The sequence below is a fragment of the Porticoccus sp. W117 genome, from assembly GCF_030341905.1.
Lineage (GTDB): Bacteria > Pseudomonadota > Gammaproteobacteria > Pseudomonadales > Porticoccaceae > SCSIO-12696.
The window spans coordinates 1-22,446 of the sequence record NZ_JATAAF010000003.1 but is presented as its reverse complement, the minus strand read 5'-3'; the positions used below and the strand labels follow the sequence as shown (position 1 = coordinate 22,446).

General features: G+C 51.9%; 25 protein-coding genes and 1 other annotated feature. Of the genes, 12 read left to right on the top strand and 13 right to left on the bottom strand.

What is annotated here, in order from left to right:
* Positions 1-101: 101 nt before the first annotated feature.
* A complete protein-coding gene (locus QSV34_RS03505) occupies positions 102-1,157 on the bottom strand; it encodes a PstS family phosphate ABC transporter substrate-binding protein (protein ID WP_289152050.1) in 1,056 nt (351 codons plus the stop codon).
* A 249-nt stretch (positions 1,158-1,406) separates the two neighbouring features.
* Between QSV34_RS03505 and QSV34_RS03500 the strand changes: the two genes are divergently transcribed.
* The 3 genes from QSV34_RS03500 (at position 1,407) to QSV34_RS03490 (ending at position 3,970) form a co-directional block, all read left to right on the top strand.
* Positions 1,407-1,955, top strand: a complete 549-nt coding sequence (locus QSV34_RS03500; protein WP_289152049.1) for a TRAP transporter small permease subunit — start codon at positions 1,407-1,409, stop codon at positions 1,953-1,955.
* The gene (locus QSV34_RS03495) at positions 1,955-3,319 is read left to right on the top strand and encodes a TRAP transporter large permease (protein WP_289152047.1); all 1,365 of its coding nucleotides are present in this window, start codon (positions 1,955-1,957) and stop codon (positions 3,317-3,319) included. Before QSV34_RS03500 ends, QSV34_RS03495 begins: the two co-directional genes overlap by 1 nt.
* Before the next feature lie 267 nt (positions 3,320-3,586).
* Positions 3,587-3,970, top strand: a complete 384-nt coding sequence (locus QSV34_RS03490) for an acyl-CoA thioesterase (protein WP_289152045.1) — start codon at positions 3,587-3,589, stop codon at positions 3,968-3,970.
* 87 nt (positions 3,971-4,057) lie between these two features.
* Here the strand turns inward: QSV34_RS03490 and QSV34_RS03485 are convergent, their stop codons facing one another.
* The 6 genes from QSV34_RS03485 to amaB form a co-directional block, all read right to left on the bottom strand.
* On the bottom strand, positions 4,058-4,939 hold the full coding sequence (locus tag QSV34_RS03485; protein ID WP_289152043.1) for a S1 family peptidase: 882 nt from the start codon (positions 4,937-4,939) through the stop codon (positions 4,058-4,060).
* Between the two features lie 447 nt (positions 4,940-5,386).
* Positions 5,387-7,273, bottom strand: coding sequence for an ankyrin repeat domain-containing protein (locus QSV34_RS03480; RefSeq protein ID WP_289152041.1), 1,887 nt, complete (start codon positions 7,271-7,273; stop codon positions 5,387-5,389).
* A 312-nt stretch (positions 7,274-7,585) separates the two neighbouring features.
* Positions 7,586-7,801 (bottom strand): hypothetical protein, encoded by a 216-nt coding sequence (locus tag QSV34_RS03475; protein WP_289152039.1) that lies wholly within the window; start codon positions 7,799-7,801, stop codon positions 7,586-7,588.
* 241 nt (positions 7,802-8,042) lie between these two features.
* Positions 8,043-8,681 (bottom strand): LysE family translocator, encoded by a 639-nt coding sequence (locus tag QSV34_RS03470; protein WP_289152038.1) that lies wholly within the window; start codon positions 8,679-8,681, stop codon positions 8,043-8,045.
* Between the two features lie 5 nt (positions 8,682-8,686).
* Entirely contained in the window at positions 8,687-9,076 is a 390-nt protein-coding gene (locus QSV34_RS03465; RefSeq protein ID WP_289152036.1) for a hypothetical protein, read from the bottom strand.
* A gap of 123 nt (positions 9,077-9,199) precedes the next feature.
* Positions 9,200-10,717, bottom strand: coding sequence for an L-piperidine-6-carboxylate dehydrogenase (gene amaB, locus QSV34_RS03460; RefSeq protein ID WP_289152034.1), 1,518 nt, complete (start codon positions 10,715-10,717; stop codon positions 9,200-9,202).
* Positions 10,718-10,883: 166 nt separating this feature from the next.
* Between amaB and QSV34_RS03455 the strand changes: the two genes are divergently transcribed.
* From QSV34_RS03455 to QSV34_RS03420, 8 genes are all read left to right on the top strand, one after another.
* On the top strand, positions 10,884-11,312 hold the full coding sequence (locus tag QSV34_RS03455; protein ID WP_289152032.1) for an Lrp/AsnC family transcriptional regulator: 429 nt from the start codon (positions 10,884-10,886) through the stop codon (positions 11,310-11,312).
* A gap of 112 nt (positions 11,313-11,424) precedes the next feature.
* Positions 11,425-11,552, top strand: a sequence feature (His leader region).
* A 60-nt stretch (positions 11,553-11,612) separates the two neighbouring features.
* Positions 11,613-12,512 (top strand): ATP phosphoribosyltransferase, encoded by a 900-nt coding sequence (gene hisG / locus QSV34_RS03450; RefSeq protein ID WP_289152030.1) that lies wholly within the window; start codon positions 11,613-11,615, stop codon positions 12,510-12,512.
* A gap of 3 nt (positions 12,513-12,515) precedes the next feature.
* Positions 12,516-13,592 carry a histidinol-phosphate transaminase gene (hisC, locus tag QSV34_RS03445; RefSeq protein WP_289152028.1) on the top strand — a complete coding sequence of 359 codons (1,077 nt, stop codon included), beginning with the start codon at positions 12,516-12,518 and terminating at the stop codon, positions 13,590-13,592.
* Positions 13,593-13,655: 63 nt separating this feature from the next.
* Positions 13,656-14,738 carry a bifunctional histidinol-phosphatase/imidazoleglycerol-phosphate dehydratase HisB gene (gene hisB, locus QSV34_RS03440; RefSeq protein WP_289152027.1) on the top strand — a complete coding sequence of 361 codons (1,083 nt, stop codon included), beginning with the start codon at positions 13,656-13,658 and terminating at the stop codon, positions 14,736-14,738.
* A 113-nt stretch (positions 14,739-14,851) separates the two neighbouring features.
* Positions 14,852-15,439, top strand: coding sequence for an imidazole glycerol phosphate synthase subunit HisH (gene hisH / locus QSV34_RS03435; RefSeq protein ID WP_289152025.1), 588 nt, complete (start codon positions 14,852-14,854; stop codon positions 15,437-15,439).
* Positions 15,440-15,538: 99 nt separating this feature from the next.
* Entirely contained in the window at positions 15,539-16,273 is a 735-nt protein-coding gene (gene hisA, locus QSV34_RS03430) for a 1-(5-phosphoribosyl)-5-[(5-phosphoribosylamino)methylideneamino]imidazole-4-carboxamide isomerase (RefSeq protein WP_289152023.1), read from the top strand.
* Positions 16,255-17,028, top strand: coding sequence for an imidazole glycerol phosphate synthase subunit HisF (gene hisF / locus QSV34_RS03425; protein ID WP_289152021.1), 774 nt, complete (start codon positions 16,255-16,257; stop codon positions 17,026-17,028). Before hisA ends, hisF begins: the two co-directional genes overlap by 19 nt.
* A 202-nt stretch (positions 17,029-17,230) precedes the next feature.
* A complete protein-coding gene (locus QSV34_RS03420) occupies positions 17,231-17,767 on the top strand; it encodes a VOC family protein (RefSeq protein WP_289152020.1) in 537 nt (178 codons plus the stop codon).
* A gap of 228 nt (positions 17,768-17,995) precedes the next feature.
* On the opposite strand, the gene QSV34_RS03415 is transcribed toward QSV34_RS03420, so the two are convergent.
* Both QSV34_RS03415 and QSV34_RS03410 read right to left on the bottom strand, forming a co-directional pair.
* Entirely contained in the window at positions 17,996-18,277 is a 282-nt protein-coding gene (locus tag QSV34_RS03415; RefSeq protein WP_289152019.1) for a hypothetical protein, read from the bottom strand.
* A 90-nt stretch (positions 18,278-18,367) separates the two neighbouring features.
* Complete coding sequence (locus QSV34_RS03410) at positions 18,368-18,838, bottom strand: NYN domain-containing protein (RefSeq protein WP_289152018.1); 471 nt, start codon at positions 18,836-18,838, stop codon at positions 18,368-18,370.
* A gap of 126 nt (positions 18,839-18,964) precedes the next feature.
* On the opposite strand from QSV34_RS03410, the gene QSV34_RS03405 reads away from it, so the two are divergent.
* Complete coding sequence (locus tag QSV34_RS03405; protein WP_289152016.1) at positions 18,965-19,795, top strand: mechanosensitive ion channel family protein; 831 nt, start codon at positions 18,965-18,967, stop codon at positions 19,793-19,795.
* Here QSV34_RS03405 and QSV34_RS03400 read toward each other — a convergent pair.
* From QSV34_RS03400 to QSV34_RS03385, 4 genes are all read right to left on the bottom strand, one after another.
* On the bottom strand, positions 19,784-19,972 hold the full coding sequence (locus tag QSV34_RS03400; protein ID WP_289152015.1) for a hypothetical protein: 189 nt from the start codon (positions 19,970-19,972) through the stop codon (positions 19,784-19,786). The two genes, QSV34_RS03405 and QSV34_RS03400, sit on opposite strands and share 12 nt — an antisense overlap.
* Positions 19,973-20,090: 118 nt before the next feature.
* Complete coding sequence (locus QSV34_RS03395) at positions 20,091-21,026, bottom strand: hypothetical protein (protein ID WP_289152013.1); 936 nt, start codon at positions 21,024-21,026, stop codon at positions 20,091-20,093.
* 104 nt (positions 21,027-21,130) lie between these two features.
* Positions 21,131-22,354, bottom strand: a complete 1,224-nt coding sequence (locus QSV34_RS03390) for an RtcB family protein (protein ID WP_502928981.1) — start codon at positions 22,352-22,354, stop codon at positions 21,131-21,133.
* The coding region (locus QSV34_RS03385) for a transposase domain-containing protein (RefSeq protein ID WP_289152310.1) at positions 22,335-22,446 on the bottom strand (112 nt) is incomplete at its 5' end. The genes QSV34_RS03390 and QSV34_RS03385, both read right to left, overlap by 20 nt.

Sequence of the window (22,446 nt, the reverse complement as noted above, 5' to 3'; positions counted from 1 at the left end):
GCACTGCGCTGAGGAAGAAAAACTGCCTGTTTTTATAAAGAGATAGCCCAGCAGGTTGTACCTGCTGGGCTAAGTCTTATCGCATAGGCTGCGTGACGATCTTACAGAGACTTCAGAGTCTGCAGACCATTCACAGAAGAGGCCATGTCGCGACGCTTGCTGGTTCCCATGGGAATCATGCCTTTGTCAGCCAGGTAGCCGTCTTCGCCCCAGGCTTTTTCGCTGGTGAACTCAGCCAGGTACTGCTTGATGCCGGGGATTACGCCGATGTGGTCCTTCTTCACGTAGAAGTACAGCGGACGGGAAACCGGGTAAGACTTGTCAGCGATGGTGTCAAAAGTAGGCTCCTGACCTTCGATGATGGAACCCTGAACCTTGTCGCTGTTCTGCTCCAGGAAGGAGAAACCGAAGATGCCCAGTGCTTTCGGGTTGGCGTTCAGCTTTTGAACGATCAGGTTGTCGTTCTCGCCAGCTTCGATGTAAGCACCGTCTTCACGTACAGAGCGAGCGATCGCCTTGTACTTCTTCTTGTCCACTTTCTTCATGGCTTTGATCCATGGGAAAGACTTGGCACCGCCTTCCAGGGCCAGTTCAGCAAAAGCGTCGCGGGTACCGGAAGTGGGAGGAGGACCGAGAACCTCAATCTTGATGTTAGGCAGAGCGGGGTTCACTTCTTTCCAGGTTTTGTACGGGTTGGCAACCAGAGTTTCGGAACCGTCGGGGTTAGGAACTTGCTTACCCAGTGCCAGGTAAATGTCGCGACGAGTCAAGTTCATGGGCTTGGCTTTGTTGGAGTTAGCCAGCACGATGCCGTCGTAGCCAATCAGTACTTCAACGATGTTAGTAACACCGTTTTCTTTACACATTTCGAACTCGGAAGCCTTCATGCGACGAGAAGCGTTGGTGATGTCCGGGTGCTCAGCGCCCAGGCCAGCACAGAACAGTTTCATGCCACCACCAGAACCGGTAGATTCGATTTTGGGAGTGCTGAACTTGGTGGCGTTACCGAAACGCTCGGCAACCACAGTGGCAAACGGGTACACAGTGGAAGAACCCACAATGCTGATGTAGTCGCGAGAAGCGGCGATAGCGGCGGCACTGGCCAGAGTGGCTGCGGCAGCTACGCCTGCAATGGTCAATTTAATACTCTTTTTCACGTTGTCATCTCCATGGGAGGGTTATGGATTACGCGAGTGATGCTAGATTTCGAGGATGACAATCATATGAACGGTATATGACAGAAAGATTACAGTCGGCGAACTGCGAGTTGCGAATAAACTGTTGTGAATAAACTACAGCCTTTCCACCGAACACCACTCCCGCTGGATCTGCTCGTGGCCCGCTGCTCGCAGCCCGAGGCAGTTGGCATTATCATTCCCCATCCATAACAACAATATGACCAAAACATGACCCCCTCCCCTCTCAACCGCCTTGCTGACGCCATCAGCTGCTTTAGCGAATGGAGCGGCCGCGCCCTCAGCTGGCTGACCCTGGCGATGGCGCTGCTCACCACCACCGTGGTGGTAATGCGCTACCTGCTGGAAACCAGCTCCATTGCCCTGCAGGAAAGCGTTACCTACCTGCACGCTCTGGTGTTTCTGATGGGTGCCGCCTTTACCCTCAAGCGCGGTGGCCATGTGCGGGTGGATCTGATCTATCGCCGCCTGTCCCTGCGCCACCAGGCGCTGATTGATGCGACCGGCGGATTGTTGCTGTTGCTGCCGGTGTGTGCGGTGATCTTCTGGCTGTCTCTGGACTATGTGGCAGCCAGCTGGCAGGTGAAGGAAACCTCTTACGAACCCGGCGGGCTGCCCTATGTTTACCTGCTGAAGTCACTGCTGCTGGCGATGCCCGTTACCCTGGCGCTGCAGGGTCTGGCAGACATCATCTCTAACACACTGTTCTTCCTCGGCCACGGCGGCAGCCACACCGAACCACACGACGGGGGCCTGTGATGATAGAGGCTATTCCCCTGATCCTGTTCGCCACGGTGTGTCTGCTGCTCATGCTGGGCTACCCGGTCGCCCTGACCCTGGGTGGCACTGCGCTGATTTTTGCCGCCATCGGCAGCGCCACCGGCCACTTCGATATGGCATTTCTGGAAGCTCTGCCCAATCGCCTGTACGGCACCATGACTAACCAGACACTGATTGCGGTGCCGCTGTTTATTCTGATGGGGGTAATGCTGGAAAAGGCCAAACTGGCGGAAGACCTTTTGGACAGCATGTCGCGGCTGTTTGGCCGCCTGCCCGGTGGCCTCGGTATTGCCGTGATTGTGGTGGGCATGTTGCTGGCCGCCAGTACCGGCATTGTCGGCGCCACCGTGGTGACCATGGGTTTGATGTCCCTGCCCACCATGCTCAAACGCGGTTACAGCCCAGCCCTGGCCAGCGGCACTATCTGCGCGACCGGCACACTGGGGCAAATTATTCCCCCCTCCATTGCCCTGGTGCTGTTGGGGGATATTCTTTCCAACGCCTACCAGCAGGCGCAGCTCAATATGGGCATCTTTACCCCGGACACAGTGTCCATTGGCGAGTTGTTTGTGGGGGCGATTATTCCCGGCCTGGCGCTGGTGGTTCTTTACATTGTCTATCTGCTTTTTATAGCCCGCATCAAACCTGAACTGGCCCCTGCCAGTGACGATCTGGAAGCGATTACCACCGGGCAACTCTTAAAAAGTCTGCTGCCGCCGGTGTTGCTGATTGTGCTGGTTTTGGGCTCCATTCTTAAAGGCGCCGCCACCCCCACCGAGGCCGCCGGCGTGGGCGCCATTGGTGCCACGGTGCTGGCACTGGTGCGCCGGCAGCTGAATCTGGAACGGCTGCGCCAGGTGATGCGCAACACCACCGAAGTCACCGCTATGGTGTTTATGATCTTGATCGGCGCGGCGATCTTCTCCCTGGTGTTTCGCGGTTTTGGCGGCGAAGAAATGGTCACCGAGGTGTTCGAAAGCCTGCCCGGCGGCGTGTTCGGCGCCACCCTGCTGGTGATGCTGGTGATTTTCCTGCTGGGCTTTATCCTCGACTTTATCGAAATCACCTTTGTGGTGGTGCCCATCGTTGCGCCGGTATTGCTGGCCATGGGGCTGGATCCGGTGTGGCTGGGCATTATGATCGCCATCAATTTACAAACCTCGTTCCTGACACCACCCTTTGGCTTCGCGCTGTTTTATTTGCGTGGTGTGGCACCGGAGTCAGTGGCCACCGGCCATATCTATAAAGGCGTGATACCCTTTATTGGCATTCAGCTGGCCATGATGGCGGTGCTGGCCCTGTGGCCGGAGATGGCGACATGGTTACCGGAGCAATTGTTTTGAATTCGATTCAAGCGCGGCGCGGGCAGAACGCTATTCAGAACACGCCGTGAATACGTCCGTGTAGGCTCGTTGTCAGCATCCCTGCTGACAACGGTTCTGAATAGCCTTCCGCCCACACCTCAAGAAAATACTGTAGGTCGGGCTTTAGCCCGACAACGGAGGACATCTAAAGCACCAAGAGTGTCGGCCTGAAGGCCGACCTACAGGGTAATAAACCCCTTTCGTCAAACGTCGAACATCAAACAAACATTTTATCGAGCAAAACTTATGTCTGGAACTACAGCCCCCACCGGCACCCTTAGCCTGCAAACCATCGCCATGCCCGCCGACACCAACCCCAATGGCGATATCTTTGGTGGTTGGGTGCTGTCGCAAATGGACTTGGCCGCCAGTATCCACGCCCGCCGCATTGCCAAAGGGCGGGTGGCCACTGTGCACATCAGCAATATGTCGTTTCTGAAGCCGGTACCGGTGGGCTCCACCGTTAGCTGTTATACCGAACTGATGAAAGTTGGCCACACCTCCATGCGCTTTAGCCTGGATGTGTGGTGTACGCCGCTGGATGAATCGGAATCTTTTAAGGTGACCGAAGGGGAGTTTGTGTTTGTAGCGATTGATGACCAGGGGAAAAGCCGGGCGGTGCCAAAATAGCGCCAGATCTTCCGGTGCAGGCTACAACTCTAAAGACACCATGTTTCCAGGCGCACTACCGCGTCTGGAAACATGGTGCTACACCCACTAGGGTTTTATCAGCGCTTTAATGCGTGACAGAGGTACAATCTGTTTGACGACCATTTGCAAATCGCTACGCTCTTCATCGGAATACAATCCATAAGTAGCGGCAACCACACCAATAATATTGCCGTTGTCATCAAATATGGGCCCACCACTGGAGCCTACGGAATAGTCTGCCGTAATACTCAACGCCTCAGTGCCTGTGACGTTGCCCTGATCGTCCACGGCTTTGTAGTATCGTGAAACTACGCCGCGCGAATACAAAAAGAAGTGCTCCTGAGGATTGCTGATTACATTCGCCGACCCACCAACACGTACTTGGTCCGCCAGGGAAAAGGCTGGCAGGGTGTCACCCGCCGTGTCGAACCGAAAAATTACCACATCATCCAGTTTACTGGCGGCCAGAATCTCGGTGATGGGATATACCTTCCCCTCATAGGTCATGACGGACATCGCCACATTCGTGTCATCAGCGGTAATGGTTTCGATAACATGATAGTTGGTTACGCCAACACCCTTGCCGTCGATAACAAACCCGGAGGCAACCTGCGGGTGATGTTCAGGGCAATTACCACAATCGAAGATGCCACCAACCGCCAACGTTGATTTCTTAAATTGACGGTAAAGATCCGCAGGCAATACCTCTGTTGATTTTGCAGCGGGCAGGGTCAGCCGGGTTTGCTTGCGACGCAACTGCGCCATTAAGTCTTTAACCGGAGCTGATTTTCCTGCCTTATATAAGGCAGCTGTACGGTCTGAGAATGTATCCAGCAATTGGTAATCGTCAACCAGATCCGATTCGACAGCAACGTAAGCCGCATTGGTCAGACAGGAAAAAATAACGGCATAAAAACTGGTCTTGATGAAGGCGGGTAAAAACCTCATAAAATTTTATCCTTTAGTGCGGTGTTGTTCTTGATCTATCAATAATTTTCAAGCTCACACCTTAAGCACCCAAGAGCGGCAAACACCCCAGAACTATTTCGTTAATTTGTGTAAAGAAACCGGCCGGATTAACCTATGGACTACCCAGAAATCAACTGGACGAGAATAATAAACTGATTAATATGGAGGAATTTGAATTTAGACTAGTCTCCTCAGCATCATATCTTTCCACACAGTGATCTCTACATTGGGAAAAGACTGCCTATGAAACGGTACAAATGGAATACATCTCAGTGAGACATGTATTGACGATATGTCAAAACAAGATGGAAACTATACGAGTTCACTCGCTACGTCAGAGTTAGAGTACGGGAGCGCGCATTAGTGTGTGATTATGCCCAAGAAAAAAGTTGGGTGACGTAAGGTAGAATTCAACTTTTGAATAGCTTATAATTTTGGATTTATCCCATCAATTTCAACACCGTTATACTTTTCATGAAGCCACACAACCAAATTATGATGCTGCACATCAAGTTCACAACCACTTGAAAGCAATAAGTCTAGCGGTTCGGTAAAATCCGGACTGTAATTAAGTAAAGCAACATCCAATACATTGAGAGAATCCTTTTCTAGCAATGGTTCAACGCCATAACTTATTAGCAATTTCACCGCATCAATATCCTTATTTTCAACTGCGTAGTACAAAGCATTGCGCCCCAATTCATCTGCATACTGAAAACTAACACCCAGCTCTAAAAGCTTAGCGTAGAATCCTGCTAAGCTTTCATGTACCGACTCAGCATCCCTCATAGCTTGCACAAGCATTCTTGAAACGAATTTCTGCTCGACCCCTACCGACAAAAACGCCTCTAAAATTTTAGTATTACCTGAAGAAACGGCATCAAGATAAAAAACTTTAACATGATTTTCACTAATAATTTCATGGTAATGAAGGGTGCCGTCATTTAATAAATTTTTCAAAGCAGTGCTATAGTCGTAGGAGTCCACATCTCGACTAAGTAATTTAAATATTCTTTTTGCATTTTTTTTCGAACTTTCAGACACCTCACCAGAAGAATATATCAATGAAATAAGTCGAGGAGAGACTTTACCAAGAGCAATCTTAACTTCCCTTTCGCTTCGACCAGATTTGATTTCAGAATCAACCCAAGCAAAAATATTTTCCTTTAAGGTCGTCTTTTTTTCAAAAAACCTAGCCGCATCATTTTTAGTGTTATCTATGCAGCTTCGATAAGCCTCTAAAACTTTATTATATCCTTCGACTAACTCCGATAAATCACTATTATAAAATTGCACTTTATTTATGGGCTTTTCGTTATCAATGTTATTCAATTTTCTAAATTTTTTCTTATTTTTAGAAACATAGCCATGAAGTGGACTTTCTACACTGGCAAAATTTCGCTGGTCAACATATAAGTTTGTAAGCAGATTTGAGGGATAGACCCCCATCTCGCCAAGCCATTCCAGAAAATCAACCTGCTCCGCACCACCTACTTCACCTTCAGTAATTACTGATAATAAAATATGGTCAGCACCATTAGTACTTTGCGCTTTCGACTCAAATTTTAAGCCGAAATTAGATAATTTTTTCAATAAATCAAATTCACCGAGCCTTATTAAATTTTGACTAATTCCATCCCAAGCCGGAGATAAATGGAATTGAGAAAAATCATCTTTTTTGATATTCTTCAAAAGAATGTTAATTATTTCTGACTTAGTATAACTTTCTTTCTCTTTTCCATATAAATTGATAGCTTCATCTATATATTCTTTTTTATTAAAAATTTTATCAAACGATTTTCTTCTTACATATTTATTTGTTGAAAAATGAAGCAAGATACTTTTAATAACTCTTGCACTATTGGTTGATCTAATTAATTGTTTAATATTTTTAGGTGCCGCTCCTTTGGCATTCAGCCGAACCGCCAACTGATAGTAACTTCTTAAAATTGCATCTCTATCGACCTCTGTTAAACTTTCCTGAAGATATCCAAAAAGAGCATTTTCATTTACACCATTTAACAACATTAATGCAGCAGCATTTTCTAACTTAGCTTTAGATTCAGACTCGATAATTTTTACACAATCAGCGCTACTAGAATTTAATCCTTGCTCTAATATATCTTCAAAGTGTGCAGGAGCTTCAAGGGATTTTTTACTATATTCAAGGGACTTTACGCCTTGGGCTAAAACTTTGGACTCACTAACACCTACAGAGCGTAAAGGCTGCGCAGAAAAATCTTGGTTGGCTCGATTTTTTGCGAACAGGAATACAAAGCAAACCAAGAGAAAAACCAAAATAAAGTATTTCATCGACGCTCCCTCAAATCGATTGCTGCGGCATACATACAACTTAATTCCAACAGAATTTTTGCAAACTTACAAAATGAAAATCCCCGGCTCACACCGGGGATAGTAGAGTTTAAACGAGAAATTTATACACTATCTATTTCTTCACACAAGACAATGTTAACGTACATCATATATAGCGTACGCACTTTTTCCACTGGCAGTAGTTATTTTTACCTTAGCTCCAGAATCATCCCAGTCTACATCCCAACTACGCACTATATGTTGGCTTGGATAAATACCTTTGTCATCGTAAGCAATAATTTTTGTTACTAACTAATGTCCAAAAAAACTCCCACTAGAAATTTCCGAAAGCATAACCCCGCTGGTAGCATTAATTATTGCGTGGTCTGTTGCGTGGCTGTTTGTATACGAATCTGAAGCATGTTTCCATATGATACCAACTTCTGCCTTCAACACTCCAACTTGACGCCAAGCCAAAATGTCAGTTGAAATAACAACGCCTAAAAATACTAATACATATTTCCTCATTTCTTTTCCTTGTCAATCCGATTATTGCTTAATATACCCCGGAATAAGACCATCCTTATCCAGACTAACACTACAAAAAACTTTCTAGAGACATAACTTTCGCTTCAATATTACTAGTGCGACCTACTCAAGGCAACACTCTAATTAATTCACCAACTGAGCGAGACTAACCACATATTTACCCGCATATAATACTGACGCGGCAACAACCTCTGACGAACGGCTTTAAAGTATACTGCTCTTATTTCTCCACCAACAACAACCTAACCGCCAGCCCCACAAACACGACTCCCACCACCTTATTGGCGTAACGACCAAACTTGCCACTGCCTTTGCCGCGAAAGCGTTGGCTGATGGCGCCGGCAAACAGCCCGGCGCTGCCAAAAACCACCACTACTTGCAGAGTAAATAGCAGCCCCAGTACCAGCATTTGCTGCCAGATAGGTTCGGGTGCGCTGGCGATAGTGAATTGGGGCAAAAAGGCGAGAAAGAACAGCGCCACTTTGGGGTTGAGGGTGTTCATCAATACACCACGCCAAAATAGCGAGCGCCCACTTGCAACCTCGGGCGCTGTTTCACTTGCGTCATCACTGGGCACAGCCCTGAATGCTTTGTAGGCCAAATAGAGAAGGTAGACCGCACCGGCGATTTTCAGGGCGGTAAATGCCGCAGCAGAGGTTTGGAATATCACCGACACCCCCAGCGCTGCCGCCAAGGTATGCACCAGGTTGCCAGCACTCAACCCCATGGCAGTGGCAAACCCGGCGCGCGGGCCATTGCCGATACTTTGGGTGGCTAAGAAAACAAGGTCGGGGCCGGGTGCAATGGTTAGTACAACGGCGGTTGCCAGAAAAATCGACAGGTTGGCCCACTCGAACATAGTTTTTATTCCTGTTGGCTGGCTTTGCGCTCTTCCAACCAGGCAAGTGCGCTTTTGCGGTCGGCAAAGAAGTTGACCTTCCAGCTGCCTTTGCCGGGAAACAGGCGCACAATTCGCGCCGTAATTTCACCGGATGGGCTATTGGAGAGAATGGCTACCGAGTGCACACACTGCAGGTCTGCCAGACGTTGCTGCGCTTCAAATGTGTAGTGGTAGGAGTGCTGGCGCGAGATAAGCACACGGCAAGGACAATGGAAGCGTTCCCGCAGTATGCGTTCGCAGTTATCCACCATGGCGGCGCTGACTTCCACCCCCTCTGACACAATAATTTCCGCCAGGTCATCGGCTAAAACGATGATTTTACCCCCCTGGGCGCGGATCACTTCCTCGTTCATTCCTTGTCTGTTCCTTTGTGCGACTATCATGCAGTCCGATAACTCAATTCCATCTCCTTATATAGCACAAACCGCCGACAGATTGCTCTGCCGACGGTTTGTGTGGTTCGAACTGAGGGGTAATCAGTCGAGGTTGAACTCAATGCCCTGAGCCAGGGGCAGCTCTTTGGAGTAGTTCACGGTGCTGGTCTGACGGCGCATGTACGCCTTCCAGGCGTCGGAGCCGGATTCACGGCCACCGCCGGTTTCTTTCTCACCACCGAAGGCACCGCCGATTTCCGCACCACTGGTGCCGATATTAACGTTGGCAATGCCACAGTCAGAGCCAGCAGCGGTCACGAAAGTTTCCGCTTCCTGCACATTCAAGGTAAAGATGGCAGAAGACAAGCCTTGCGGTACGTCGTTCTGACGGGCAATAGCTTCTTCCAGTTCGCTGTAGCGGAACACGTACAGAATCGGCGCGAAGGTTTCTTCCTGAACATTGTTGATGTCGCCCTTCATCTCAACGATGGCCGGGTTCACGTAATAAGCATTGGGGTACTGATCCGCCAGAGCACGACCACCGCCAATCACATCACCGCCATTACCTTTGGCGCGCTCGATGGCCGCTTCAAAATTGTTGAAGGAATCTTCATCAATCAGCGGGCCAACCAGAGTATTGGCGTCCATGGGGTCGCCCAAGGAAATCTTGCCGTAAGCGGCTTTCAACGCAGGCACCAGAGTGTCATAAATGTCGTCGTGCACAAAGATGCGGCGAGTGGAAGTACAGCGCTGGCCACAGGTGCCCACGGCACCGAACAGGATGGCGCGCACCGCCATATCCAGATCCGCCGACGGGGCGACGATGATGGCGTTATTGCCACCCAATTCCAGAATAGAACGACCAAAACGCTCGGCAACACGAGGGCCAACCTTGCGGCCCATGGCGCAAGAACCGGTAGCGGAAATGACCGGTACACGCTTGTCATCCACCAGCTGCTGGCCAATATCGGCGTGGCCAATCAGCACTTCAGACAGGCCTTCCGGCGCATCGGCACCAAAGCGGTCGAGGGCTTTTTTCAGCAGGTGCTGACAGGCAATAGCCGTAATCGGGGTTTTCTCGGAGGGCTTCCAGATGGTGGTGTCACCACAAACGATGGCCAATGCAGCGTTCCAGGCCCATACCGCTACCGGGAAGTTGAACGCAGAGATGATGCCTACCGGGCCGATGGGCTGCCAGTATTCGCTCATTTTGTGGCCGGGGCGCTCGGAAGCGATGGTCAGGCCGTACAGCTGACGGGAAAGGCCAACAGCAAAATCGCAGATGTCGATCATTTCCTGAACTTCGCCCAAGCCTTCCTGATAGATTTTGCCGCATTCCAGAGTCACCAGAGAGCCCAGCGCCTCTTTGTGCTCGCGCAGTTCTTCACCCAGCAGGCGGATCAGCTCGCCGCGGCGAGGCGCTGGCACGTTACGCCATTCCTTGAATGCGGCCGCAGAACGGGCGATTTTTGCTTCTGCATCGGCAGCACTGTCTTGCTTAACCGTGCCCAGTTTGGAGCCATCAGTAGGAGAAAACACATCCAGATCGCCACCAGCGATAACTGCGCTATTGATGCCCATCGCCTCAAGGGCGCTGTTCAATTGATTTTGAACGCTCATAATCGATTCTCTTTAGTCATTTCTGAAACATTAGAGGGCGACACCAATCGCACGTCGCCCACAGAAAATTTGCCACGTAGTCTCGGCCTTTGCATAAGCAAAATAAAGGGCTAAAATTAGCAATATCACCATCCATTATGTCAATTCAACTAATTATTTTGTCATTATGCTTGATAATACCGACCGTAAGCTAATCGCACTGTTGCGCATGAATGCCCGCCTCAGCACCTCGGAATTGGCACGCCAACTGGACATATCCCGCTCCACCATCCAGAGCCGCCTGCGGCGTCTGGAAACCCGCAACATCATCAGCGGCTACACCGTGCAGTTTAACGAAGGGTATGAAAAACGCCTGCTGAAAGCCCACGTAATGCTCAAACTGGTGCAAAAACTCACCGGCCCCACCTACGTGGCCCTGTCGAAGCTCCCCCAGGTAACCGCGCTCTATTCCATCAGCGGTGAATACGACATGATCACCGTGCTCAGCGCCGAATCCGCCGGTGAACTGAACCAGATCATTGACCAGATTGGTAACCTGGATGGCATAGAAAGAACCAACTCGTCGGTGATTTTGGAGACCAAGTTTGTAAGATAGCCAGGCTCCAAGCCTTTTCCTTGCATTTTTAATCCCCCTCTGCTTAACTTGCCACCTCCTGACAAGGTGACCAGAAAATGACCAACTGCACACAGGCTTGCGCACAATCAGTGCACCACCATCATCACACTGAATAGCTTCCAGTGTGAGTGTGCTGCTGGAAGATGAAAAAGTATCTTCCGGGTCAGACAAACAGAATTCTCAAACCCCCGGCAGATACTCCTCTTCCGGGGGTTTTTTACGTTCGCCGTACCACTGCTTAACGACTGTGTTTTAACGAAAGTGCAACGAGAGAGACAAATGAACAACAGCAAGCGCTTGCGCATCGCCGTACAAAAGAAAGGCCGCCTCAGCGACGACGCCTACAAACTGCTGAAGCAGTGTGGGGTTAAACTCAACCTGCGGGACAACAACCTGATTGCCCACGCCACCAACATGCCTTTGGATCTGCTCAAGGTACGCAGCGACGACATTCCCGGCCTGGTGATGGATGGCGTGGTGGACCTGGGCATCGTCGGCCAGAACGTGCTGGAAGAAAAGTCCATGAGCCGCATGCACAGTGGCCTGAGCTGCGACTACACCGAGTTAACCGCTCTCAGTTTTGGCGGTTGCCGGTTGTCCCTGGCGGTGCCTCAGGATATGGCATACAACAGCGCCGCCGACCTGGATGGCAAGCGCATCGCCAGCACCTATCCTTGCCTGCTAAAGCGCTTTATGGATGAGCAGGGCATCGCCATCAAACACACCTTGCTGACCGGCTCAGTAGAAGTAGCGCCACGGGCGGGCCTGGCGGATGCGGTCTGTGACCTGGTATCCACCGGCGCCACTCTGGAAGCCAACGGCCTTAAAGAAGTGGAAGTGATCTACCGTTCCACCGCTACCCTGATTCAGCGCACCGGGGAGATGGACAGCGAAAAAAGCCAGCTGATTGAGCGCCTGCTGACTCGCGCCCGCGGTGTGATGCAGGCCAGCGAAAGCAAGTACATTATGCTGCACGCCCCGGCGGACAAACTGACGGAAGTCACCGCCCTGCTGCCGGGATCGGAAAACCCCACTATCCTGCCTCTTGAAGGGGACGACTCCCGAGTGGCCGTACACGTGGTCAGTACCGAAAATCTGTTCTGGGAAACCATGGAAAGCCTCAAAGCACTGGGCGCCAGTTCTATTCTGGTACTGCCCATTGAGAAGATGCTGGGGTAACACATGGCTAGCATTGAACAACTGGCGGTGGACAATGTGCGGCAACTGACGCCGTACCAATCTGCCCGCCGCATTGGCGGCAATGGCGACGTATGGCTTAACGCCAACGAAGCCCCGGCGGCACCCAACCTGACGCTCTCTGACGACGCCCTTAACCGCTACCCGGAGCCACAGCCGGAGCAAGTGCTTACCAACTACGCAGCGTACGCAGGTATTGGCACAGATCAACTGTTGGTAAGCCGCGGTGCAGACGAAGCTATTGAACTGCTGATCCGCACTTTCTGCGGCAGCGACGACAACATTCTTTATTGCCCACCCACCTACGGCATGTACACCATCTCCGCGCAAACCTGCGGCGTGGGTATTAAAACCGTGCCGCTAACGGCAGACTGGCAGCTGGATGTGGACGCCATCAAAGCTAATCTGGATAACGTCAAACTGGTATTTGTCTGCTCCCCCAACAACCCCACCGGCAACCTGCTAAAGCGGGAAGATATTGAAGCGGTGATTCAGGCCTGTGCAGGCCGCGCCATCGTGGTTGTTGACGAGGCCTATATCGAATTTTCACCAGAGGCCAACTGCGTTGAATTGATTAACCAATACGACAATGTGGCCATACTGCGCACCTTATCCAAGGCCTTTGGACTGGCGGGCTTGCGTTGCGGCTTTGCCCTGGCCAGTGCCGAGATCATTGGCCTGTTGCTAAAAGTGATCGCCCCCTACCCCATTCCGGTACCGATAGCTGACCTGGCAGCGCAAGCGCTGACCCCTGCCGGTATTAATGCCATGCAGCAACGAGTGGCAGAACTGAATGACAACCGCCAGTGGCTGTTGCAGCAGCTGGAACAATGCCCGGACGTGGCCGCCACCTACCCCGGTGCCGGCAACTATTTGTTGGCCCGCTTTCACGACGCTCCCAAAATCTTTGCCGCGCTCAGTGCCAGTGGCGTCATCGTGCGCGACCAGAGCAAACAGCTGGGCCTGGATGGCTGCCTGCGGTTTACTGTGGGTGAGTGGGAAGAATTGGAACGGGTGGTAGATGTTTTGGTACGTCATTCCCGCGAAGGCGGGAATCCATAAATCCAAGTAAAACCCTGGATTCCCGCCTTCGCGGGAATGACGGGAAAAGCGAGCAAGAAATACATGAAACAAAAAATCCTTTTTATCGACCGCGACGGCACTCTGGTGGAAGAACCCCCAGTAGACAAGCAACTGGATCGCCTCGACAAGCTGGCCTTTGAGCCCGGCGTTATCCCTGCCCTGCTCACCCTGCAAGATGCGGGTTACCGGTTGGTGATGGTGAGCAATCAGGACGGTCTGGGCACCGACAGCTTTCCACAAGCGGATTTCGACGCCCCCCACGACCTGATGATGCACATCTTCGAAAGTCAGGGCGTGAACTTTGACGACGTACTGATCTGCCCCCACTTCGACGAAGACAACTGCAGCTGCCGCAAACCCAAACTGGGCTTGGTGAAAGAGTACCTGCAACAGGGCAAAGTGGATTTCACCAACAGCTACGTGATCGGCGACCGCATCACCGATGTGCAGCTGGCGGAGAATATGGGCATCGTCGGTCTACGCTATTCACCTGTAGAGGATGCTCCAGATGGCCTGAACTGGCCCGCCATTGTGCGCCAACTCACCACGGTGCCCCGCACTGCGGAAGTGGTGCGCACCACCAAAGAAACCGACATCAAAGTGGCGGTTGATCTGGACGCCAGCGGCGGCAGCAAAATAGAGACGGGCATCGGCTTTTTTGACCATATGCTCGATCAAATCGCCACCCACGGTGGTTTTCACATGAATTTGAGCGTGAAGGGCGACCTGCATATCGACGACCACCACAGTGTGGAAGACACCGCCCTCGCGCTGGGCGATGCGCTGGCTCAGGCCCTCGGTGACAAACGTGGCATTGGCCGCTTTGGGTTTGTGCTGCCCATGGACGAGTGCCGCGCCCATTGCACCATCGACTTGTCTGGCCGCCCGTTTATGCGCTTTGAAGGGGAATTCAGCCGGGAAACCGTCGGCGGTCTGGCCACCGAAATGGTGCCCCACTTCTTCCGCTCCCTGGCGGATGGCCTGCGCTGCAGCCTGCACCTGGGGGTGGATAAAGGCAACGGCCACCATCAGGTGGAAGGTTTGTTTAAAGTGTTTGGCCGCGCCCTGCGCCAGGCCATTCGAGTGGAAGGCAATGAGCTGCCCAGTAGTAAAGGCGTATTGTAAGAACACTACCGTCATTGCGAGCGTAGCGAAGCAATCCAGCGTCTTAAAAGTCACTAGATTGCCGCGTCGCCTGCGGCTCCTCGCAATGACGGGTATTTTTTGAGTTATTACTTATGAATGTAGTTATTCTCGATACCGGCTGCGCCAACCTGGCCTCAGTGCGTTACGCGGTGGAGCGGCTGGGTTACCAGCCGGTGGTCAGCCGCGACCCGGATGTGGTGCACGCTGCCGACAAAGTGTTGCTGCCTGGCGTGGGCACCGCCAACGAAGCCATGAACAACCTGAAAGAGCGCCAGTTGCCGGAGCTGATTAACAGCCTGACCCAGCCGGTACTGGGTATCTGTTTGGGCATGCAACTGTTGGCATCCTTCTCGGAAGAAGGCCAGCAAGCCTGTCTGGGGCTGGTGGATGCTGAGGTCAGCAAAATGGAAACCGGTGAATTACCACTGCCTCATATGGGTTGGAACGCAGTAGCCAGCGAGCACCCGCTATTTAACGGTATTAAATCCGGTGACTACTTTTATTTTGTCCACAGCTTTGCCCTGCCAGTGGGTGACTACACCATTGCCACCTGCGACTACGGCTCGCCATTTACCGCCGCCGTACAACAGGGCAATTTCTACGGGGTGCAGTTTCACCCGGAGCGTTCCGGCAAGGCTGGTGCGCAGTTGATACAGAATTTCCTGACAATGTCATCCTGAGGTCACGTAGTGGCCGTGAGGATCCCACAGCCATCAACAGGTGAGATCCTCACGTCGCTTCGCTCCTCAGGATGACAGTAACAAAAGAGACGCAAGACCATGATTATCCCGGCTCTCGATTTGATCGACGGCAATATCGTCCGCCTCTACCAGGGGGACTACGCCCAGAAAACCGTTTACGGCGACAACCCGCAACAGCAGTTCAGCCTGTACCACAGTGCCGGTGCCAACTGGCTGCATCTGGTGGATCTGGATGGCGCTAAAAACCCAGACGGTCGTCAACTCGATGTGATTCGTCAGCTGCTGGACGGCGTGCCCGCCAAAATTCAGATCGGCGGTGGTGTGCGCTCCGCCGATGATGTGCGCAACTTATTGGCTGCCGGTGCCGCCCGCGTGGTGGTAGGTTCTTGTGCGGTAAAACAAAAAGACGAAGTGGCCAAGTGGTTTGCGGAGTTTGGCCCAGAGAAAATCGTACTGGCGCTGGACGTAAATATTATCGACGGCGAAAAACGCGTCGCAGTCTCCGGCTGGCAGGAAGATTCCCAGGAAACCCTGGAAAGCCTGATTCGCTTCTACCAACCCCTGGGCCTGCGCCATGTGTTGTGCACCGACATTTCCCGGGACGGCACCCTGGCGGGCAGTAACGTGGACTTATATAAAGAAGTCACCGCTGAATACCCAGATATTCACTGGCAATCCTCCGGCGGCATTGGCAGCCTGGACGATATTGCCGCGTTGCGCGGCACTGGCGTGAGCGGCGTGATTGTTGGCCGCGCCCTGCTGGAAGGCAAATTCACCACCGAGGAGGCCATCGCATGCTGGCAAGGCGAATAATCCCCTGCCTGGACGTCCGCGACGGCCAGGTGGTCAAGGGTGTGCAGTTCCGCAACCACGACATTATCGGCGACATTGTCCCCTTGGCAGAGCGTTACGCCGCCGAGGGCGCGGATGAACTGGTGTTTTACGACATTACCGCCAGCTCCGATGACCGGGTAGTGGACAAAAGCTGGGTCAGCAAAGTGGCCAAGGTGATCGACATTCCCTTCTGCGTGGCCGGGGGCATTAAAACCCTGGACGACGCCCGCCGTATTCTCGAAAACGGCGCCGACAAAGTGTCGGTCAACAGCCCGGCGCTCAGTAACCCGGAATTAATTACTGACCTGGCCAACGCCTTTGGTGTGCAGTGCATTGTGGTGGGGGTCGATTCCTACTTCGACGCCGAGCAAGGCCAATACCAAGTGTATCAATTTACCGGTGACGAAAAGCGCACCAGTAACACTGGCCGCAAAACCCTGGAGTGGATTGACGAAGTACAGCAGCGCGGTGCCGGAGAAATTGTGCTCAACGCCATGAATCAAGACGGCGTGCGCAAAGGTTACGACATTGACCAGATGGCGAAGATTCGCGAGCGCTGCAAGGTACCACTGATTGCCTCTGGCGGTGCTGGCGAAATGATGCACTTCCGCGACGTATTCCAGCAGGCCAATGTAGACGGCGCTCTGGCCGCCAGCGTATTTCACCGCCAGGTGATTAATATTGGTGAACTGAAAAATTACCTGGCCAATGAAGGCGTAGTGGTTCGCCCCTAACTAAAATCACGTCATTGCGAGCACAGTGAAGCAATCTCCAGCAACCCACACGAGATTGCTTCGCGCTCTCGCAATGACAGGCTTATCAAAACCTCGAACAACACTCACCACTTACTGCAAAAAGGGTATTCAACCCAACCCTTAGTTGTTGTCTGATGCACGCCAATAGCAACCCCACATTGACACAACAGAGGACCCTGTGATGGCTGCAAAACCAGACGCAAAACCCGCCCCAAAAAAATCTGCTGCAAAAAAGAAAAAAGCGCCTGCAAAAAAAGCAGCTCCCAAAAAAGCGGCACCTAAAAAGCCCACTTCTGCAGATGTAAAACCCGCCAAGGCAAATTGGCTAACTCCTTATTTGACTGTGCGCGACGCCGATGCCAGCCTGGACTTTTACCAAAAAGCCTTTGGCTTTAGCGTGGGTGAAAGCACTCAAAGTCCAGAAGGCGTGACCATTCACGCGGAAATGATGTACAAGCGCAAAATTGTCGCCATGTTCGCTCCGGAAGGTGCCTTCGGTGGTATTGCTGCTACTCCCGCCCACAATCACATTGTCAGTGCTGTGAACCTGTACGTGTATGTGGATAACGTGGACGCCTTGACCGAACGCGCCCGCGAAGCCGGTGCTTATATTCTGGCAGAGCCCATGGATTCTCCCTGGGGCGACCGCACCGCACTGATCAGCGATTGGGACGGCCACCGCTGGATGTTTGCTACCAAGATTAATGCTGAAGGTTAAGCAATAACGTCATTCCCGCGCAGGCGGGAATCCATGTGATTTGTTGCTTTGATATATGGATCCCCGCGTTCGCGGGGATGACGATACTTTCTATAAATTAATATTCCGAATCCGCGCCTTAACCGAGGCGGCTTCATTGTTATCTTTCTGCGCCAATTCAAACAATTTTTTCACTTCATCTCGATAGATCGGAAACTGTTTGGCCAATTCCGCCAAAGCGTTATAACTCTAAGCGCGCACAAATTTATTGTTATCACTCAAACAATGACGAAGATGAAAATAAGCCGTCTCCTGCTGTTTTCCAGGAATTGCCAACCCGGCAAACAACTGCAAAATATGCAGCCGCAATGGCCAGCTATCTGCTTGCACAAGAACATCCAACAAATCGCAAGATTGCTGATCCGTAAATTCTATTCCTGTTTCCCAGCCGTACTTTAGTAACCAGCTGGCAGCCTGCGGAGGTACACCTTCTTCGCTGGCGCAAAGTGCAATCAATTCAGATATCAGCACGTGGTCAAACTGGGCAGTTTTCAGCAGCGGCTTTTAGTTGCGCAATGTCCTTGCCATCAAACTGATCAATAGCCTGTTGAAGCTCGCTGTTCACAACAAAAGCTCCCCTTCTATGGGAATAAAGGTTTCAGCCGAATCAATCAATGAATTCGCCGTCAACGCTGGTACGCCATACACTTCCGTTGCCACGCCCTGCTCACCAGCGCGCAACAACAGCCGATCAAAGTCGCCATCGCCGGAGGCCAGCACAATCACATCGGCTGTTGCCAGGTGATCCATCACATCGATGGTAATGCCTACATCCCAATCCCCCTTGGCGGAACCATCACTGCGCTGGATAAAAGGTTTTAGCTTTACCTCAAAGCCGATAGCGCGGAGGATATTCTGGAACTGGCGCTGTTTTTCGTCGCCGCGATCAATCGCGTAGGCATAAGCAGCAATGACATCGCGACCCTCGGTCGCCTGAGCCCAAAAACGGTTGTAGTCAAAGTGGCGCCCGTGGCCCTCGCGGGTGGTGTAGTAGATATTTTGTACATCGACAAAAATAGCGACTTTGGGCATGCTGTTTCTCTTGAAGGTATGAATGTAAAACTTAAATGTAAAAAATGTGTGGCAGCCATACTAAAGACAGTCTATATCCAACACAATGCAATCGACTTTAACTCTGGAGGAACTATGGAAAGCTTGATGGAAAACCAACAAGAATACATCGACAAAGCGGTTGAGCTGGCCATGACCCATGGCCCCAAATTGCTGCTAGCCTTACTGGTACTGGTTATTGGTTGGTGGCTGAGCAACCGGGTGGTCAAGTTAATGCACCGCACCTTGGTGCGCACCAATGCTGAACCCACTCTGGTGAAGTTCCTGCAAAGCATTGTGGGTATTATCTTAAAGATGGTGGTACTGATCATCTTTGCCACCACCATTGGTGTGGAAACCGCATCGCTGATTGCCATTATGGGTGCCGCCGGTTTGGCTGTGGGCTTGGCATTGCAAGGCAGCCTGGCCAACTTTGCCGGTGGTGTGCTGATTCTGTTTTTCAAACCGTTCAAAGCAGGAGATGAAATTGAAGCTCAGGGCTACCGCGGCGTGGTACAGGAAATTCAGATTTTTAACACCATTCTGCTGACTCGCGACAACGAAAAAATTGTGATTCCCAACGGCAATTTATCCAACGGTTGTCTGAAAAATATTTTTGCCGAGCCCACCCGCCGAGTGGATATGACCTACGGCATCAGCTACGAAGACGATATTGGCAAAGCCAAACAGGTAATTGCCGATGTGCTGGCAGCGGATGAAAACATATTAAAAGAACCAGCCCCGGATATTTTTGTCAGCGCTCACGCCGACAGCTCCATCAATATTCTGGTGCGCCCCTGGTGCAAGTCAGAGCATTTTTGGGATGTGCACTTTGGCACCATGGAAAATGTAAAACTGGCATTTGATCGGGAAGGTATTTCTATTCCTTACCCGCAGCGGGATTTACATATTAAAACCGGGCAAGTCTCAAGCAGCTAACAGGAAGAGATTGCGCCAGGCGCGAACCCGCTGTTGCAGGTCGCGCTTGGCGCTTTGGCGTTTGGCACTGTTGGATTTTTCGTGCACGCCACCTTTGCGAAGCAAAGGATTTTGGGCAATGGGATTGCCCGTGGTTTGACGCTGAGTGCGCCGATTGTTGTGGTTTCTATCAGGCATGGTTCCTCCTTTGGTTAGTTTTCGTCATCGCGAGCGAAGCGCGGCGATCTCCTTGTACAACATGCTAAATTCTTGAGATTGCCACGGCCGCTACGCGACCTCGCAATGACGAAATGAACTAAATCGCCAACCGAAACCACTTCGGTTGTTTCACTTTCTTTAACCGCCGCCGCGCCGGTGTGCAGCTTTCGATCCACTGCGGGCCTTGCTCCACTTCCTGAAAACAAAAGCGCTTGGGCAGATCGGTGTACAGGGAACGGGGCGGACCACTGTACTCGCCAATGTTTTTCAGCATGCGGCCAGTTTCGTAGCTGTGGTAGTAAATATCGTTAATGCCCACCTGCTCCCACAAAAACGTCAGTGCCGCCGTTAGCATGGCTTCGTTCCACTTTTGGTGCGCGCCCAGTGTGCGCATGCAATAACCGTGAACCTGTTTAACGGACAGTTCATAACCCCAAAAGAAAAACCGCTCCCTTTTGTGGTTTTCCGCCCACTGTTTGCGGCGATACAAACGCAGCACATCTCGGTACCAGTCGGTTTGTATTTCCTCAATCAGCGCCTGACCAGTATCCAGATCCAAGTCGATTCGGGCCCAGCAAAGGGTACTTCTGCCGCTATCACTGGTGGGATGACTCCAACCGTTAAACTCCTCCCGATCAATAGTCAGTGCGTGTTCAAAATCCCGATCGTGGCCGCGATTAAAGTTCAGCTGCAACACCAGGTTTTCGCCGGGGCGGGAAATCTGGCTCCAACGATAATCCGGCTTGCCGCCCCAACGGCCCAAGGTAAGCACATAGGGGTTACCACCCATCGCCAACCAATCCAGATCCTGGCGGTTGAGTTTACCATCACCTTTCGTGGCCACCATTTTTTGTATGGCCGGTTTGTTTAACAGCTTGCCGTAGGGAGTACGCTTTAGATCGGATATTCTCTGCTCACCACTGCGCAACAGGCGTTGCAACAACGCAACCGCATAGCGATCATCGTTGTAAGGAAACAGATAGCGCTCTCCAGACAGACAAGCGATTACTTCGTCGAGCAATTGAGTGTCCATAGTCTTTTCCAAAATTTTTTCTAAAAAGTGTTGTCGTTCGTTCGGTGTTAAAACCGGGAATGGTTTTCATTGGCTTCCTCCTCAGGAATGTTTCTGTTAAATCACTAACCTTTAACGCAAAGCACTTGTTTCAAGGTGTACACCACCTCAACCAGATCGCTCTGGTTATCCATCACCACATCGATATCCTTATAAGCGGCGGGGATTTCATCCAGCACGCCCTTGTCCTTGCGGCATTCCACACCTTGGGTTTGACGCACCAAATCCTCGCGCTTAAAACGCCGCCGCGCTTCACTGCGGCTCATGGTGCGGCCAGCGCCGTGGGCACAGGAACAAAACGACTGCTCGCTGCCCTTGCCGCGGACAATGTACGAACGCGCCCCCATACTGCCGGGGATAATGCCCAGCTCGCCTTCACCGGCACGGATAGCGCCTTTGCGCGTCACGTATACGTCTTCGCCATAGTGGTGCTCGCGGCTGACGTAGTTGTGATGGCAGTTAATGGCGCTTTCCATCAAAGTAAACGCCGGCAACAGTGGGCGAATGGCCCGCAACACCAGATTCAGCATCTCCTCCCGGTTGATGCGCGCGTACTCCTGCGCCCACTCCACTGCTGCCATATAGTCTGCAAAGTGTGGGTTGCCCTCGCTAAAGTAAGCCAAATCCCGATCCGGCAAATTGTGCATATGGCCGCTCATATCTTTGCGAGCCAGTTGGATAAAATAGCGGCCAATGGCGTTGCCAATGCCCCGACTGCCGGAGTGCAGCATCACCCACACGCCGTTACTCTCATCCAGGCACAGCTCGATAAAGTGATTGCCACTGCCCAACGTGCCCAGCTGCTTTACCCAGGTTTGCTGTGGATTTTTCAGCATTTTTTGCAGCGTTGGGTGTTGCTCCAACAGCCAATTCACACCGCCTTGCAAAGAGCGACAGGCGGCATCACGAGCGCTGACCATTTTGTGCGCTCTGGCACCCACCGGCACCGCACGCTCAATGGCATCGCGCATGGGCTTCAGGTTATCTGGCAGCTGCGCCGCATTCAGCGACAACTGCACTGCCACCATCCCACAGCCAATATCCACCCCCACCGCCGCGGGAATAATTGCCGACTTGGTGGGAATCACCGAGCCCACCGTGGCACCAATACCCGCATGCACATCTGGCATCGCGGCCACATGGGAGTGAATAAAAGGCAATTGCGACAAGTTTTTTAATTGCGTTAACGCGGTGTTATCCACATCCCGCGTATAAATCTTTACCGGCTTAAAACCGTTATTGCCGGCATTGAGTGTAAGCGTCCGGTCATCACCCCTTGACCGACTCACTCCAATTATGCGGCAGCAATTCCTCAATCCGGTTGCTCTTCTGTGTTGGCAGTTTCTCCAACACATCTTTCAGATACGCATACGGATCATGG

Coding starts and splice junctions, on each gene's coding strand:
- QSV34_RS03500 (WP_289152049.1), top strand. CDS start 1,407: ATGACCCCCTCCCCTCTCAACCGCCTTGCTGACGCCATCAGCTGCTTT.
- QSV34_RS03495 (WP_289152047.1), top strand. CDS start 1,955: ATGATAGAGGCTATTCCCCTGATCCTGTTCGCCACGGTGTGTCTGCTG.
- QSV34_RS03490 (WP_289152045.1), top strand. CDS start 3,587: ATGTCTGGAACTACAGCCCCCACCGGCACCCTTAGCCTGCAAACCATC.
- QSV34_RS03485 (WP_289152043.1), bottom strand. CDS start 4,939: ATGAGGTTTTTACCCGCCTTCATCAAGACCAGTTTTTATGCCGTTATT.
- QSV34_RS03480 (WP_289152041.1), bottom strand. CDS start 7,273: ATGAAATACTTTATTTTGGTTTTTCTCTTGGTTTGCTTTGTATTCCTG.
- QSV34_RS03475 (WP_289152039.1), bottom strand. CDS start 7,801: ATGAGGAAATATGTATTAGTATTTTTAGGCGTTGTTATTTCAACTGAC.
- QSV34_RS03470 (WP_289152038.1), bottom strand. CDS start 8,681: ATGTTCGAGTGGGCCAACCTGTCGATTTTTCTGGCAACCGCCGTTGTA.
- QSV34_RS03465 (WP_289152036.1), bottom strand. CDS start 9,076: ATGAACGAGGAAGTGATCCGCGCCCAGGGGGGTAAAATCATCGTTTTA.
- amaB (WP_289152034.1), bottom strand. CDS start 10,717: ATGAGCGTTCAAAATCAATTGAACAGCGCCCTTGAGGCGATGGGCATC.
- QSV34_RS03455 (WP_289152032.1), top strand. CDS start 10,884: ATGCTTGATAATACCGACCGTAAGCTAATCGCACTGTTGCGCATGAAT.
- hisG (WP_289152030.1), top strand. CDS start 11,613: ATGAACAACAGCAAGCGCTTGCGCATCGCCGTACAAAAGAAAGGCCGC.
- hisC (WP_289152028.1), top strand. CDS start 12,516: ATGGCTAGCATTGAACAACTGGCGGTGGACAATGTGCGGCAACTGACG.
- hisB (WP_289152027.1), top strand. CDS start 13,656: ATGAAACAAAAAATCCTTTTTATCGACCGCGACGGCACTCTGGTGGAA.
- hisH (WP_289152025.1), top strand. CDS start 14,852: ATGAATGTAGTTATTCTCGATACCGGCTGCGCCAACCTGGCCTCAGTG.
- hisA (WP_289152023.1), top strand. CDS start 15,539: ATGATTATCCCGGCTCTCGATTTGATCGACGGCAATATCGTCCGCCTC.
- hisF (WP_289152021.1), top strand. CDS start 16,255: ATGCTGGCAAGGCGAATAATCCCCTGCCTGGACGTCCGCGACGGCCAG.
- QSV34_RS03420 (WP_289152020.1), top strand. CDS start 17,231: ATGGCTGCAAAACCAGACGCAAAACCCGCCCCAAAAAAATCTGCTGCA.
- QSV34_RS03410 (WP_289152018.1), bottom strand. CDS start 18,838: ATGCCCAAAGTCGCTATTTTTGTCGATGTACAAAATATCTACTACACC.
- QSV34_RS03405 (WP_289152016.1), top strand. CDS start 18,965: ATGGAAAACCAACAAGAATACATCGACAAAGCGGTTGAGCTGGCCATG.
- QSV34_RS03400 (WP_289152015.1), bottom strand. CDS start 19,972: ATGCCTGATAGAAACCACAACAATCGGCGCACTCAGCGTCAAACCACG.
- QSV34_RS03395 (WP_289152013.1), bottom strand. CDS start 21,026: ATGGACACTCAATTGCTCGACGAAGTAATCGCTTGTCTGTCTGGAGAG.